The organism is Micromonospora sp. CB01531, from assembly GCF_001905095.1.
Lineage (GTDB): Bacteria > Actinomycetota > Actinomycetes > Mycobacteriales > Micromonosporaceae > Micromonospora.
Genome location: NZ_LWLS01000089.1, coordinates 45,659 through 59,083, shown reverse-complemented (window position 1 = coordinate 59,083; position 13,425 = coordinate 45,659). Strand labels below are relative to the sequence as shown.

The 13,425-nt window shown below is 68.7% G+C and carries 10 protein-coding genes and 3 pseudogenes; 6 read left to right on the top strand and 7 right to left on the bottom strand.

Going from position 1 to position 13,425, the window contains the following annotated elements:
- Positions 1-178: 178 nt before the first annotated feature.
- Positions 179-715, top strand: coding sequence for a Bax inhibitor-1/YccA family protein (locus A6A27_RS26915; RefSeq protein WP_073837435.1), 537 nt, complete (start codon positions 179-181; stop codon positions 713-715).
- Here the strand turns inward: A6A27_RS26915 and A6A27_RS47665 are convergent.
- The gene (locus A6A27_RS47665; RefSeq protein ID WP_443190007.1) at positions 710-1,120 is read right to left on the bottom strand and encodes a hypothetical protein; all 411 of its coding nucleotides are present in this window, start codon (positions 1,118-1,120) and stop codon (positions 710-712) included. The two genes, A6A27_RS26915 and A6A27_RS47665, sit on opposite strands and share 6 nt — an antisense overlap.
- Before the next feature lie 346 nt (positions 1,121-1,466).
- Between A6A27_RS47665 and A6A27_RS26905 the strand changes: the two genes are divergently transcribed.
- Positions 1,467-2,114 (top strand): VOC family protein, encoded by a 648-nt coding sequence (locus A6A27_RS26905; protein ID WP_073837433.1) that lies wholly within the window; start codon positions 1,467-1,469, stop codon positions 2,112-2,114.
- A gap of 158 nt (positions 2,115-2,272) precedes the next feature.
- Here the strand turns inward: A6A27_RS26905 and A6A27_RS26900 are convergent, their stop codons facing one another.
- Together A6A27_RS26900 and A6A27_RS26895 are read right to left on the bottom strand one after the other, a co-directional pair.
- Positions 2,273-5,098 carry an AAA family ATPase gene (locus tag A6A27_RS26900; protein WP_073837432.1) on the bottom strand — a complete coding sequence of 942 codons (2,826 nt, stop codon included), beginning with the start codon at positions 5,096-5,098 and terminating at the stop codon, positions 2,273-2,275.
- A gap of 29 nt (positions 5,099-5,127) precedes the next feature.
- The gene (locus tag A6A27_RS26895; RefSeq protein WP_073837431.1) at positions 5,128-5,847 is read right to left on the bottom strand and encodes a GMC family oxidoreductase N-terminal domain-containing protein; all 720 of its coding nucleotides are present in this window, start codon (positions 5,845-5,847) and stop codon (positions 5,128-5,130) included.
- A gap of 125 nt (positions 5,848-5,972) precedes the next feature.
- On the opposite strand from A6A27_RS26895, the gene A6A27_RS26890 reads away from it, so the two are divergent.
- Positions 5,973-7,133 (top strand): FAD-dependent monooxygenase, encoded by a 1,161-nt coding sequence (locus tag A6A27_RS26890; protein WP_083672901.1) that lies wholly within the window; start codon positions 5,973-5,975, stop codon positions 7,131-7,133.
- A 13-nt stretch (positions 7,134-7,146) separates the two neighbouring features.
- Here A6A27_RS26890 and A6A27_RS26885 read toward each other — a convergent pair whose 3' ends face one another.
- The gene (locus A6A27_RS26885; protein WP_073837429.1) at positions 7,147-7,821 is read right to left on the bottom strand and encodes a TetR/AcrR family transcriptional regulator; all 675 of its coding nucleotides are present in this window, start codon (positions 7,819-7,821) and stop codon (positions 7,147-7,149) included.
- A 152-nt stretch (positions 7,822-7,973) separates the two neighbouring features.
- On the opposite strand from A6A27_RS26885, the gene A6A27_RS26880 reads away from it, so the two are divergent.
- Positions 7,974-8,579, top strand: a complete 606-nt coding sequence (locus A6A27_RS26880; protein WP_073837428.1) for a hemerythrin domain-containing protein — start codon at positions 7,974-7,976, stop codon at positions 8,577-8,579.
- Positions 8,580-8,715: 136 nt separating this feature from the next.
- A pseudogene (locus A6A27_RS47660) lies at positions 8,716-8,928 on the top strand (zinc ribbon domain-containing protein); the annotation flags it as partial.
- A 17-nt stretch (positions 8,929-8,945) separates the two neighbouring features.
- Here the strand turns inward: A6A27_RS47660 and A6A27_RS26870 are convergent.
- Positions 8,946-10,043 (bottom strand): terpene synthase family protein, encoded by a 1,098-nt coding sequence (locus A6A27_RS26870; protein ID WP_073837427.1) that lies wholly within the window; start codon positions 10,041-10,043, stop codon positions 8,946-8,948.
- 468 nt (positions 10,044-10,511) lie between these two features.
- Between A6A27_RS26870 and A6A27_RS26865 the strand changes: the two genes are divergently transcribed.
- The gene (locus tag A6A27_RS26865) at positions 10,512-10,874 is read left to right on the top strand and encodes a hypothetical protein (RefSeq protein WP_143194174.1); all 363 of its coding nucleotides are present in this window, start codon (positions 10,512-10,514) and stop codon (positions 10,872-10,874) included.
- 22 nt (positions 10,875-10,896) lie between these two features.
- Here A6A27_RS26865 and A6A27_RS43435 read toward each other — a convergent pair.
- Together A6A27_RS43435 and A6A27_RS26850 are read right to left on the bottom strand one after the other, a co-directional pair.
- Positions 10,897-12,093: pseudogene (locus A6A27_RS43435) on the bottom strand (IS3 family transposase).
- Between the two features lie 205 nt (positions 12,094-12,298).
- Positions 12,299-13,423: pseudogene (locus tag A6A27_RS26850) on the bottom strand (IS110 family transposase); the annotation flags it as partial.
- Positions 13,424-13,425 lie beyond the last annotated feature (2 nt).

Below are 13,425 nucleotides of genomic sequence, written 5' to 3'. Positions count from 1 at the left end.
ACCCACCATCGATCGAGCAGAACCAACGCTCACAGCCGGCCCGCGTCACCGGAATCCTCCCCGAACCAGCCCACACACCAAGCATCACGGGGTGAACACCGACAGACGCGCCGTGGTCTGTGAGAATCGAAGAAGACCCACGCGACCAACCTATGATCACTGACGATCCACAATCAAGTTGGTCAGCCTGCACGGTGCGGTGGGCATCATCGCCTTCATCGCCGCCTTCGGCTCCCTGCTCGGGCTGCGATCCGCCGTCCGTCGATCAACCAAAACCGCACTTGCGCTGCTTGGAGTCTTCGGCGTACTGATGGGGCTGGCAGTCGGGCCGTCTCTCGGGTACTACGCTGCCGTCAACCCGGCCGCGTTATGGCAGGCCGGCGGAGCGACCGCGTTGTTCGTCGCCGGATTCGGTGCCGCCGGGTACGCCACTCGACGTGACCTGACGGCGATCGCCCGGGTCGGCTCGTGGGCTCTCATCGGCCTCGTCGTACTGGGCATCGTGCTCGTCTTCGTGCAGATCCCGAACGGTGCGCTGATCTACTCGATCCTGGGCCTGGTGATCTTCGCCGGTCTCATCGCATTCGACTTCCAGCGGTTGCGGCGATCCACTGACCTCACGTCCGCTCCCCTGCTGGCCGCGTCGATCTTCCTCGACATCCTGAATGTCTTCCTGTTCTTCCTGCAACTCTTCTCACGCGAGAGCGAGTCATGATTCCCTCTTGCTGGGGCGCGGCAACGGCTGGATGCTGCGGGAGCAGACGGCTCCCGGCTCCCTGATGGGAAGGAGCATGGACAGGACACCCCGAATATGACGTGGTCGCCTTAACGGCGGGTCACCCGGCGAGCACGCTGCCGGCGCCCTGGCCGAGGGAGGCCCGGGCGCGATCTGGGTGGTCACGGCCAGCTCGGGCGCGATGGAGCACGCCCTCTCGGCCGCGTCGTGTACGGACTCGGCCGCGCCGATCGCCACGAGTTCGATGCCCGCCAGCGCAAACTGGCCGAGCACCGAGCGCGGCTGGCACGTATGCACGATGTGTAGGTCTGCGCCTTTGACCGAGGCCTGAGCGGCCGCCCAGTCCAGCGCGTCCACACTACCTGCGCCCACGTCAACGGCCACGACCACCAGGCCTTGCTTTGTGCTGGCCGAGTGACCCGCTTACGGGCGCCGAATCGGCGCGTTGTGGTCATCGCGGGCCTCCTTGGGTGAGCTTGCCCTCTCACGATCAGCGCCACCGGCCCCTCGCCGCGCCCGTGGGTCCACGGGCCGGTCACCGGTGCCAGGACACGGGCCGAGTCGTCGGCCGGGCTCGCAACGATGTGCCCTCGGGGCGCGGGCGGAGGTCCCGCATACGCCAGTGCACGGGTCACCCAGGGACCAGGGTGTTCCCTGGTGTGACGGTCTGGGTCGTGGCGCACGCTCGTGATCGACGGCGATTCCGCTGAAAGATCAAGGAGTGGCAGGCATGAGCAGCACCGAGACCAGCAAGGCCGATTTCAAGCTCGAGGCGGTCGTGATCCCCGTGAGCGACGTCGATCGGTCGAAGCGGTTCTACCAGGACCTGGGCTGGCGGCTCGACGCCGACTTCGGCTTCGACAACGGGTTCCGAGTCGTCCAGTTCACCCCGCCGGGATCGCCGGCGTCGATCCAGTTCGGCAGCCGGATCACTACCCAGGCGCCGGGTACCGCCGAGGGTATCTACCTGGTGGTCTCCGACATCCAGGCGGCGTACGAGGAACTCGTGAAGTTGGGCGTGAAGGTGAGCGAGACGTTCCATCCGGCGGCTCCGGGTGCCCAGTTCGGGAAGATCGCCGACGGGCAGGCCAGCGGGCCGGCGGACGACCGCGCCAGCTACGGCTCGTTCGCCGCCTTCCGTGACCCGGACGGCAACAGCTTCCTGCTCCAGGAGGTCACCACGCGGTTCCCTGGGCGGGTCGACCCGAGGACGACGACGTACGCATCACTGAACGACCTTGTCGGCGCACTCAAGCGGGCGGCGGTCGCCCACGGCGAATACGAGGCCCGCAACGGCGGCAAGCACGACGAGAACTGGCCGGAGTGGTACGCGGCATACATGATCGCCGAAAACCACGGCGAGCAACTGCCGGAATGAGGCCGGGTGCCACCCCGCCGCAGTGACGCCCGTGGGGCCACTCGAGTGACTCCCGCCGCACTGGCGGTGGGCCACGCGGTGGCCATGCGGTCGATGGATGCCTGCCCGCGGTGGGAGGAGCCGCTGTCGACGATCCAGAACCCCCGGCTCGCTGAGGGTCACGTCACCGGATACTCGGTCACGGTTCCGGCCGAGACCGGCGGAGCTCCTGCCCCGCCGTCGAGCGCGGTCAACGCATCGCGCAGGGCCGCCCGTGTGGTAATCCCGAGTTTCGGGAAGACCTGGTACAGATAAGCGCCAACTGTTCGGTGCGACAGGTGGAGGCGCTCGCCGATCTGCTTGTTGGTCAGGCCGGATGCGGCAAGTTGCGCGATCTCCACTTCCTGAGGCGTGAGAAGGGACCTCGCGGCCTCTGGCCGTGTCGGCAGGCCGGTCGCGCGCAGCTCCATGCGGGCCCGTTCCGCCCACGGCGTGGCCCCGAGCCGGAACAAGGCGTCCATGGCCGCCGTTAGCGGCTCGCGGGCCCTGCTCTTGGCGCCGGTGCGCCGCAGCCGCTCGCCGAGCGCCAGCCGGATCCGCGCCGCCTCGAAGACCCAGCGGTCCGCCCCAGGTGCCGACAGCGCCTGCTCGAAATGGGTGACCGCCTCGTCGTCTGGAGCTGACAAGCCGGCCGCGCCCGCGACGAGCATGGCGTACCGGTCGGACAGCCGGGCGATCCCCTGCTCGCGCAGAGCCCGCACATGCGCGGCGGCCTCGGCTTCGCGGCCGGTACGCACCGCTGCCTCGACCAGGTCGAATGCACCCCACAGCGCGTGGGCGGTGTAGGGAGCCAGAGTCCCGGCCGGGGTGAGGGCGGTCGCGTGGCGGTAAGCCGCCTCGTAATCGCTGCTGCCCAGACAAACTAGCGTGCGTGCCTGGTGGGCGAATGCCGCTGCGGTACCGACGCCGCGCCGCGCCGCCCAGCGCAGCATCCGGTCGGCAAGGGCATCGCCGGCCTCGGTCTCGCCGCGCGCGCCGTGTAGCAGCACCTGGTTGTACTGGAAGTACCAGGCGAAGAAGGGATACCCGGCGTCGCACAGTGCTGCTCCTTCGTCGACCAGCTGTTGCGCTTCCTCCCACTCGCCGGTCAGGAAGTCCTCCATACAGAGGTGCATCAGGGCCCCGAGGTGCTGGCGAACCGGTCCGCCTCCGTTGCGAGCGGAGCGGACCAATTCCCAAAGTCGGTCCTTCAGTTCACCGATTCGGTCGAGGTAGACGGTCGCGGTCGCGCCCCGCACCAGCAGCGCCGGATCCGCTGTGCGACGCAGCACGCCACGGACCTCGTCAAGGTCGGCCAGGTCCGCGACGCCGGTGCGTGCCGGGTCGGGGAACGTCTGTGCGGCCATTGCCAGCACAGGTGGCGGCACGGGTTCCAGTCTGGCCACCGCGTCGATGAACGGTGCCCACAGGTCGGCGCGGCCGCCCCACCAGCAGACCAACTGCAGGGTGTGCAGGGCGTCAACGAGAGCGGTGTCGGTGGCGTCGTAGGTCGGTCCGGCCGCCTCGATCGCACGGACCAGCAGCCGATGTGCGGTGTCGAGGTCGGCTTCGGTGTTGAGGAGGAGGAACACCGCTGCGGCCGCCGCGTGCAGGACGCCGCTTCCGTCGAGACCGTTGCTCTGCGCTCGCCGCAGCAATTCGGACGCGTTGTCGGCGTCACCGGTCGAATCGGCGCCGATATACGCTGCCTCGGCCAGCCGGCGGCAGCGATCCCCGGGCGTCGGACTCAGATCGGCTGCCCGCGTTATGGCGGCGACGGCGCCGGCCGTGTCGCCGCGGCGCAATGCCGAGTGCCCGGCATTCTGCAGCAGTTGGGCCACCTGTTCGTCCGGCTCGATCGCGGCTTCGGCCAGGTGCCACGCCATGCGCTCGGGCCGGTCAGCCAGGGCCTCGGCCAGCGCCAGGTGTGCGACACGGCGCTCGGTCATGGTGGAGGCTTCCACAACCGCCGAGCGGATCAGCGGGTGATGGAACCTCAGGCGCCGGGAGGCGGAGTCGACCCGGACCAGGCGATCGCGCTCGGCGCAGGCCAAGCCCGCCAGGGCAGCTGTGTCGTGCCCCGCGGCGGAGTACAGGGTGTCGAGTTCACCGGTGCCGTCCAGAGCGGCGAGCAGCAGCAGCCTGCGTCCTCCCTCGGACAGGCTTGTGACGCGAGCGACGAACAGGGCGCGCAGACGGTCGCCCAGCGGAAGCACGGCCGGCAGCTCCTCCTTCGCGGCCCGCTGCGGTGCGCTCAGCTCCGCTGGAAGTTCCAAAAGGGCCAGCGGATTGCCGCAGGCCTCAGCGACTACCCGCGCTCGGACCCGGGCGGCCAGCCCCGGGTAGCGGGCGGCGAGCAATATCTGCGCCGAGACGTCGTCCAGCGGCTTCAACTCGAGCTCGTCCAGCCCGCCGTGGTCGAGCACGCCCTCCCCGCCGGTCCGGGAGGCGGCGAGGAATCCGACCCGGCTGCCGGACAGGCGGCGGGCGACGATTCCGAGAACCACCGCGCTAGGCCGGTCCAGCCACGGCAGATCGTCGATGATCAGCAACAGTGGTGCTTCGACGGCGACTTCCCGCAGCAGGGCCAGGGTGGCGTTGACCAGGAGCAGCCGGTTCGGCGCCGGCCCCATGCCGACGCCGAGCGCGACCAGGAGGGCTTCCCGGTACTCGGACGGCAGGCGTTCGATCTCGTCCTGCACCGGCATCAGAAGCTGATGCAATCCGGCGAACGTGACGTCCGCCTCGAACTCCACGCCATCGGCGCGCAGAACCCGCGTCCCAGCCTTGGCCATCGCCTCGGCCACCGCGTCAAGAAGCGTCGTCTTGCCCACCCCGGCCTCGCCGACCACGTGCAGGCCCCGGCCGCGGCCGGGCCCATCCCCGAAGAACTCGCACACCCGCTGCACGTCCTGGATGCGGCCGACGATCTGCGACCGCCGCCCCCACGGTTCGCTTCCACTCATCGTTGTCGTCCCGTTTCCGTTGCTCGGCGCTAAAAGCGGCCGACCAGCGCGATCGACCCGCTGATCGTCATGAGGAGCGACCGAAGCCGCGCGGAGTCCTCCGCCCGGCTTCGCAGAGGGTTGGCGAACCCGACGACCGTGCGCCCGTAGCGCTGCACCGGGGCAGTGACGGCATTCCCGCCGGTGGCGTCGGCGAACGCACCGTTGATCGTCGGCTTGCCGGTCCTGGGCTGGGTGCCGGCGCCCAGCACGGGGCTGGTAGCTGCTGAACCGCTGTCGGCGGCCGGGATCGGTGCCTGGGCCAAGGACAGAAAGTGGGCGGCGAAGGTGACAGCGCGGGCGGACCGGCAGTGGCGGATCATGACGCGTCTCCAGTTCGAGTTCGCTGAGCGGGGCTCGATGCGGCCGTCGTGTCGGCCAGCGTGCTCGGCCTGGGCCTCGGTTCGCGCCCGTTGAAGTCCCTGGGCGCCTCCCACGGGCACCCGGGTCCACGCTCCGGGCCTGCGCCCCGGGTGTGGGTTCCGCCGCTCGGCCGCAGCGGCGTCGAGTGAAATTTGGCAGTCCGCAGTCGGATGATCGATGTGGTTGGCCGTGGCGGGTGGAACCGACGTCGCGGGCAACGACTCGCCGCCACCGGCCTCGATGAGCAGCGCCCGCACGTCCGTGCGCTCGGACAGCCGTGCCGCGAGGACGGCGCTGGCCGTGCCACCGTCGACCACCACCACGTCGTAGTTGTTCATGTCGCCCATCACGTCGATTGGATTCGCCGCCAACAGGGGCTGGGGCATGCCCCGGTACGACGGGGGTCGGCCGTCCCGGTCTCAACGGTGTGACCGGGCCCGCATCATTTTTGGGCTTCCTCGCGTCGTGAACGGTGCGGCGCACCGGGACGTATGACGCCCTCGGTGAACCTTCGGCGAGTGGGCCCGTCGTACGGGAGGTGGACGATTTACGCATCCTCATCGCCGGTGCTGGGATCGCCGGGCTGGCCGTCAAGCACGCCCTCGCCGAACGGGGCATGGACGCCGACCTCGTCGAGCGGGAGCGGGCGCCCCGGACCGGCGGTACCGGGCTGTTCCTGCCGGCCAACGCGGTGCGCGCCCTGACCGAGCTGGGCCTGGGTGTCGAACTCGCGGCGCGCGCCGAACCGGTGCGTCGGCAGGAGATCCGCGATCGGACCGGACGCCTGCTCGCCGGATTCGAGCTGGGTGCGGTGTGGGGCGAGGTGGGCGACTCGGTGGCGATCCGCCGGGATGACCTGCACGACATCCTCTACCGCGCGGTAGGCCCCGCGCGGGTGCGCTTCGGTGCAGCGGTCCGGGATGCGCAGCCCACTGGCGCGGTCACCTTCGAGGACGGCTCACGGGAGACGTACGACGTGGTCGTCGGCGCCGACGGTGTCAATTCCGCCGTCCGCCGGCGAGATTCGCCGCGGTTCCTGGGCCAGATCTGCTGGCGTTTCCTGGCACCCTGCCCGGCCGTCCCCGCAGGAACCTGGACGGCGATGCTCGGCGACCGGGGCCGTACTGTGCTCACACTGCCGGTGGGCGGCGGCGCGGTCTACTGCTTTGCGGCGATCGACAGCGCCGTGCCGCGGCCGCCGGCTGGAGACTGGCGGGACCTATTCGCCGGCTTCTCGGCGCCAGTTCCCGACCTCCTGCAGCACGGCGGGGATGCGTTGTTCGCCCCCCTGTCCGAGATCCGCGGCGCGGACTGGGTGGACGGCCGGATGGTGTTGATTGGCGACGCCGCCCACGCCATGTCACCGAGCATGGCCCAGGGCGCTGCGTTGGCCCTCGAGGACGCGCTGGTGCTGGCCGAGATCTTGGCCGCCGATCGTCGCGGGTATGCCGTCGCGTCGATGCTGAGCCGGTACCGGAAGCGCCGCGCCGGGCGGGTGCGGTTCGTCCTGGCCCAGAACCACCGCCGGGACCGGGCACGGAACCTGCCGGGGCCTATGCGTAACGCCCTGTTCCGGCGGTTCGGTCTGCGCCTGGTCCGCGCGAATCACGCGGGTCTGGTGACCCGACCGTGACCGCCGCCGACCCTCACGGTGCCGTTATCCCGCCCGGTGGTCCGGAGCGGACCTTCGGGCCATTTCGGCCGTCCTCGCGCAGCAGCGCGGCGAGCGCCGCAGCGGTGAGCCGGTCCTGCGCGCGCCGTAGGGTCCAGCCCCGGTCCACTACGAGTGCGTTCCAGGCGCCGTGACTGAGATAGAACCAGAGCATGTCGAGCGCGTCGTCGCGGGTCAGGCCTGGTCGGAGCGCCCCGAGGTCGGCGAGCCGGTTCGCCGGAACGGCGCGGGCGTCCTGGTAGGCCCGCATGATCTCGGCGCGTAGCCGGGCGGCGGATGACTCGGCCTGGCTCTGTGGATACAGTCCGACGGCGAGGTTCGAGTGCCGCTCGTGGGTGAGCCGCGCGCCCTCGCCAGTGAGCCGGACGACCTCGACGGGGTCCTCGCACACCGCGACCGCGCTGAGTGTCTCGTCGGCGGCCGGGTCGTTCGTGAGGGGCTCGAGCAGCGTTGCGAGGATCTCCGCCTTTCCTCCCGTGCGGGCGTAGACGGTGGGCACCGCGACCCGCGCGGCGCGGGCGATCTGCGGCACGGTGGTCGCCGCGTACCCGTTGCCCATGAATAGTTCCAGCCCGGCCGCCAGGATCGAGGACCGGGTAGCGGCCGTGGCTTCCGCCCGGCGCGGGGAGTGGTATTTGCTGGGTGCCACGCCTTTGAATGCTATCGAGGCACGCCGCTGATTGGTCTTGGTCGTGGACGTAGCGCGGGGCGTTCGGGTTCAATTTGTGATTGGATCCACAATGCACATTTTATTACGGCTCTCTATTGGCTATAAGCCTCTATACCCAATATCGTCGGCGCATGCCTGAACCGAAGTCCGTCCTTGAGACGCGCGTTGTCCACGACATGCACCGCATGGGCACCACCATGCTCGCCGAAGCCACCCGCCACCCCTCGGCGGAGCTGGCCGCGCTCGACGAGTTGCGGGTCTTTCTAGTGAAGAACCTCCGGCACCACCACAACTCCGAGGACGACCGCCTGTGGCCGCTCATTGAGCAGGTGGCGCCTGGCACCGCGGCGCCACTGGCCGATCTCACCGGCGAGCACGAAGAGCTCGATCGCGCGCTGGACGAGCTCATGGCCGCGCCCGCCGGAGAGCCGGCCTTTGCGTTCGCCGCGGAGCAGGTTCGCGACATCGTCCACCGGCACCTCGATCACGAGGAGCCCGTGCTCCTTCCGGCCCTCCGCGAGCACGTCACCGAACAGGCGTGGGACGAGTTTTCCGCGTACGTGATGTCGACCGTGCCGCCCGACGCCGCATACCTCGCGATCGGTTTCTTCGACCGGATCGCCACGCCGAACGAACTGGAGGTTCTGATCGGCGGCATGCCCGAGCCGGTCGCCCAGCTCGTCCCGATGTTCCGCCAACAGGCGAGGGCGACGTTCACCGCGCTCGGCGCCGACTGACCCGCCGGCCGGTCCGTCGCCGGGCCCGGCGCGGCCCTCCGCCCTCGGACTCGTCGACGGCCCCGGGGGTCCGTCCGAAAGCAGCCGCCCGCCGGCGCCAAGGTGGACCGGCGGGCGGCCGGCCTACCGACAGGTCGACCCCCGGTACACCTCCCAGACCTGCGCAGCTTGCGGGTATCGGGACAAACGGAACCGACCCACCCAGGAAACCTCCACCTGCCGGTCGTGCGGGGTCGTTGCCCACGCCGACCACAACGCGGCTCGCAACATCGCGTCCCGTGGTGTCGTGAGCTGGGGCGCAGTCAATCGCCCGCACGCGACCTCACCTCGCAGCCAGCGAGGACAGTGATCCGCAAGCCCGCGCATTCATCGGCGGGTAGTTGACGCGGCCAAGGACTGCTCCCTATCGAGAGTCTGCCACCACCATCTGATCGTGGGGATGGGGAGGGGGGTTAAGTCATTGTCGGTGGGGTGGGTCGCCCGCCCGGGTGGCATGGAGTTGGTGAGGCCGTCCGTGCTGCCGTATCGGGCAGACTGCTGGCCCCATTGGATGTTCGCGCGCACCCAATAACTCAGGCTGGTCACATAGCGGGCGAGTTCGGGCGAGGCATCGTGAAGGACTCGTTCGCGTAGCCGGAGAAACAGGGACATGACTCGATCGCGCAGCGCGATGGCCTGGTGCAACGCTTGATCGGTAGTGGATTGGTTCTGGTATGCGAGGACGTCCAACAGGTTCTGCCCGTCACCCACGCGAGCAGCTTCCTTGTCGTAGGAGATGAGGTCGTTGTCCCAGCCGGCCAGGACGCAGGTCATTTCCATCAGGGCCTGTACGTCTGGTCGGCTCATAGTTGTGGTGGACAATTCGTAGCCGTCAGCGATGTCGAGGAGTAAAATAGAGGGCCCCATCGCGCCGCTGTGCATTCTCAGCATGGTGTAGGCGTCCAGATCAGGGATGACCTTATGGGTGCGGTTTGTCGCTTCCCAAAGGGTCGCCGTGAAGTATGCGCGCATCGCCGCAACCCACCGGGCGACTTGGGTCGGAGTGGCCACGGCAGCTAGCCGCAGGCGCAGGTCGCGCAGAGCGGAGATGAAGGGCCAGGCGGGGGTAGAACCAGAGGAAGGTTCAGCCGTTGGAGCCTCAAGTACGCGAGTGAGTCGTGCGAGCAGTGCGGCCAGTTCCGGTAGCTGCAGGTTCTGCTGGCGCTCGTCGCAGTAACGGTCGTCAAGGGCGAACAGCCACGCAGAGAAGTCGGCGGCGATCTGGGCGGGAACGTATAGGCCATGCGGCAAGACCAGGCTGGTCAACAGCCCGATGTCGATCCGAGCAAGGCGCCGGCGCTCTGCGGCGGCAACGAGGCCGAAGTGGTCGGCCCATTCCAGGGCACGCTGACCGAGGTACGTAGCGTCGGGACGCTGCTCGCATGACAGCGGGCAGTAAAAGCGCAGGGACCGTGTGGGAGGCACCAGTATTCATCCTTTCCGGATCTCCACCCGGGTTGACCGGATGTTCTCGCACAGTTTTCGAGCAATGGGATCGGTGGACTCGAACTTCCGGCGCCGCGGCACTGACCTGTTATCCGTGCTTGCACTCACACCAGCCGCACAAACATGGCCAAGATCAGGAATTAAGGCGCGACGTTGTGGTCAATCCTCGTCGCCGCCGAACTCACGGTTAAACCGGATCATGAGAGCTTTTTGCCGCCGATCGGCGGGTCATGGTGCCGCTCAGTGCGGGCAGCACCGGCATACGGCAGTTGCAGGGACTGGCCCTCGAACCGCCGCAGCAGGCATCCGACCACGCATCGGACGGGCACTCATGTTTCGATCTCTCACAATTGGATGGTGTGGCATCAAATCAAAGTCCACGACTGTGGCCCTAGATGTCCACAGGTGTCCTCCCTCCCAATCACAGAGCTTGTGCGAAGGCTTGTCATGTTCGACACGCTAGGCCTGTCACCGCCTGAACACACCAGGGAGTTCCCCTGGTCACCGAAACCAGGGCTCAGTGCGTACGCGGCGCATCTGCCCTTGCGGCCGCCGCTGCCGCGGCGGGAGCCGTCCGAGCGTGGGGTCACCGGGCGCGGCTTCACCGGCCGGGCCGACGCGATGGCCTGGTTCGCCGCCGAGCAGCGGGTGCTGATCGACATCGTTGGGCGGGCCAAGGAGCGCGGCCGACCTCGCATGGCCTGGCAGGTCGCAGTGGCCATGCAGGAGTGTTCCAGGACACCGCGTAGTTCAAGCAGTGGGCGACAGCGGGTGAGCACCGGCGTCGCCGCAGCCGGGGACGGGGCTTGACCCCTGATCCTGGACACAGGGTTTATGCGGCGGGGGCCAGCGTAGCCGGTGCAGGCCGGGTGTTCTTCTCGTAGGTGATCGGGGATTGCTGCCGGAGCCGGGAGTGGCGCCGGGTGGTGTTGTAGCGGTGTAGCCAGCGGAACGAGGTCAGCCGTGCTTGGCGTTCGTCGGTGAAGGCGCGGCGGCCCTGGAGGGTCTCGCGTTTGAAGGTGGCGTTGAACGATTCGGCGGCGGCGTTGTCGGCGGAGCTACCGACCGCGCTCATCGATTGCCGGACCCCTGCCGCCGTGCAGGCGGCAGCGAAGGCCCGGGAGGTGTATTGCTCCGTGGTCGGTGTGCATGATCGCCCCGTGGAGGCTGCCCCGGGTGCGTTGCGCGGCGTGGAGGGCGTCGATGACCAGGTCGGTGCGCATGTGGCCGGCGATCGCCCAGCCCGCGAGGCGCCGGGAGTGCAGGTCGATGACGGTGGCCAGGTAGAGGAACCCGCGGTCACCGACCGGCAGGTAGGTGATGTCACCGACGTAGCGCTTGTTCGGCGCGGGGGCGGTGAAGTCACGGCCGATCAGGTCAGGGGCCTTCGCCGCGGCCGGATCCGGCACCGTCGTACGAGTTCGCCGGCGCAACCGCAGACCTTGCACGCCGAAGCGGCGCATCACCCGCGCGACCCGCTTCCGGTTGACCCGCAGTCCGGCATCGTGCAGCTCAGCAGTGATCCTCGGTGCCCCGTAGGTGCCGTCGTGCTCGGCGTGCACCGCCCGGATCCGGCCCACGAGAGCGACATCCGTGGCCTCTCGTGCCGCCCTGGCCGACGCCGTGGACCGCCAGTAGTAGAAGCTCGACCGGGACACCCCGAGGATCTGACACAACCGCTTCACGCCATAGCGCTGCTGATGGTCGGCGACGAACTGGAAGCGGTTCACCAGCGCGTCTCCCCGGCGAAATACCGGGCCGCCTTCCGCAGAATGTCCCGCTCCTCTTCCAACTCCCGGATCCGCCGCCGCAACGCGGCGTTCTCGTCCTCCACGGAGCCGGCCGCCGGCGGCGCCGCCGGCCCGGCCGCTGCGCCCCGACGCTGATCATCGGCGCGGACCCAACTGCGCAACGTCTCCCGGTTGACCCCGAGATCGTCAGCGATCTGCGCGATCGTCGCCCCAGGCCGAGACCGGTACAACGCGACCGCATCGGCCTTGAACTCCGCGGGGTAGTGCTTGTTCACCATCTGACAGGGACTCCTGATCTCCCCGGACCATCACGATCCAAGGTTCAAGTGTCCAGGACCAGGGGGCAACTCCCGACGACCTCGCCGCCCAGGCCCTGCCGCATCGCAGCGTCTGACCGGAAAATGAGCCTGACCAGGGCGGGTCTTGTGCAGGGGGCATCGCCGGGCTGGTGGGGGCCGGTCCGGTGTGATGTTAGTGGTGTTGTCAGGCGGCTGGTTGCAGGGTGACGGTGTGGCCGAGTGCTTCCAGCTCTCGGACGAGCCTGGTGACCTTGCGGTTGGTGTTGATGCGCTTGTCGTAGTGGTCCGGGCCTAGGTCGTGGTAGCGGGCGGTCGGGTCGGCGAGTAGGTGCCAGATGATCACCAGGATGGAGCGGGCGACGGCTACGAGGGCTTTGCCTTTGCCTCGGCGTTTGACGATGCGTCGGTAGCGTTCGCTGAGGAATGTGCCGTGGTTGCGGGCCGCTGTTGCGGCGGCTTGTCCGAGGACGGCTTTGAGGTATGGGTTGCCCTTACCGGTGTTGCCGTTGCCGGTTTTGGTGCCGGATTGGATGGCGCGGGGGGATAGTTTGGCCCAGGAGACGAGGTGCCCGGCGGTGGGGAACCGGATCATGTCCAGGCCGATATCACCGATGATGAGTTGGGCGGTTTCGGGGCTGAGGCCGGGGATTTCGGCCAGGCGTCGCACCGCGTTGTGGGTGGCGCCGGTGGTGGACGGCAGTTGCTGGTGTGGTGAGTCGTTGTCACCGCCGGCGGGATTCGGCGCGGGGGTGGCCGGCTGGCCCAGCGTGTCGATCAGTTGCTCGATGCGGGTGGTGAGCGTGGCGATCTGCGTGTCGAGGCCGTCGATCTGGTCTAGCAGGATGCGGGCGAGTTCGCCGTGGTGGTCGTCGAACCGGCCGGTCAGCGCCTGTGTCAGGGCGGCGTGTTTGCTTCGCATGCGCCCGCGGGCCAGGCCTGCCAGTTGCTGCGGGTCACGCTGCCCGGCGATCAACGCTTCGATCATGTCGCGGGTCGAGAGGGTCTTCAGGGTGCTGGCCACTGCGGAGATCTTGATCAGGGCGTCTTCGAGCAGCTTCTCCAGCCGCTGCCAGTAACGCGTGCGGTCCCGGGTCAGGTCGGATCGCATACGGGTGTAGTCCCGCAGGACACGGATCGGTGCTGGCGGTACGAACGACGGCCGCAGCAGCCCCTTTTCCGTCAGCTTGGCCAGCCACACCGCGTCCAGCTCGTCGGTCTTGGGCCGGCCGGGCACGTTCTTGACATCGCGGGCGTTGACCAGCTGCACGTCCAGACCCGCCGCTTCCAGCAGGTAGTACCAGATCCGCCAGC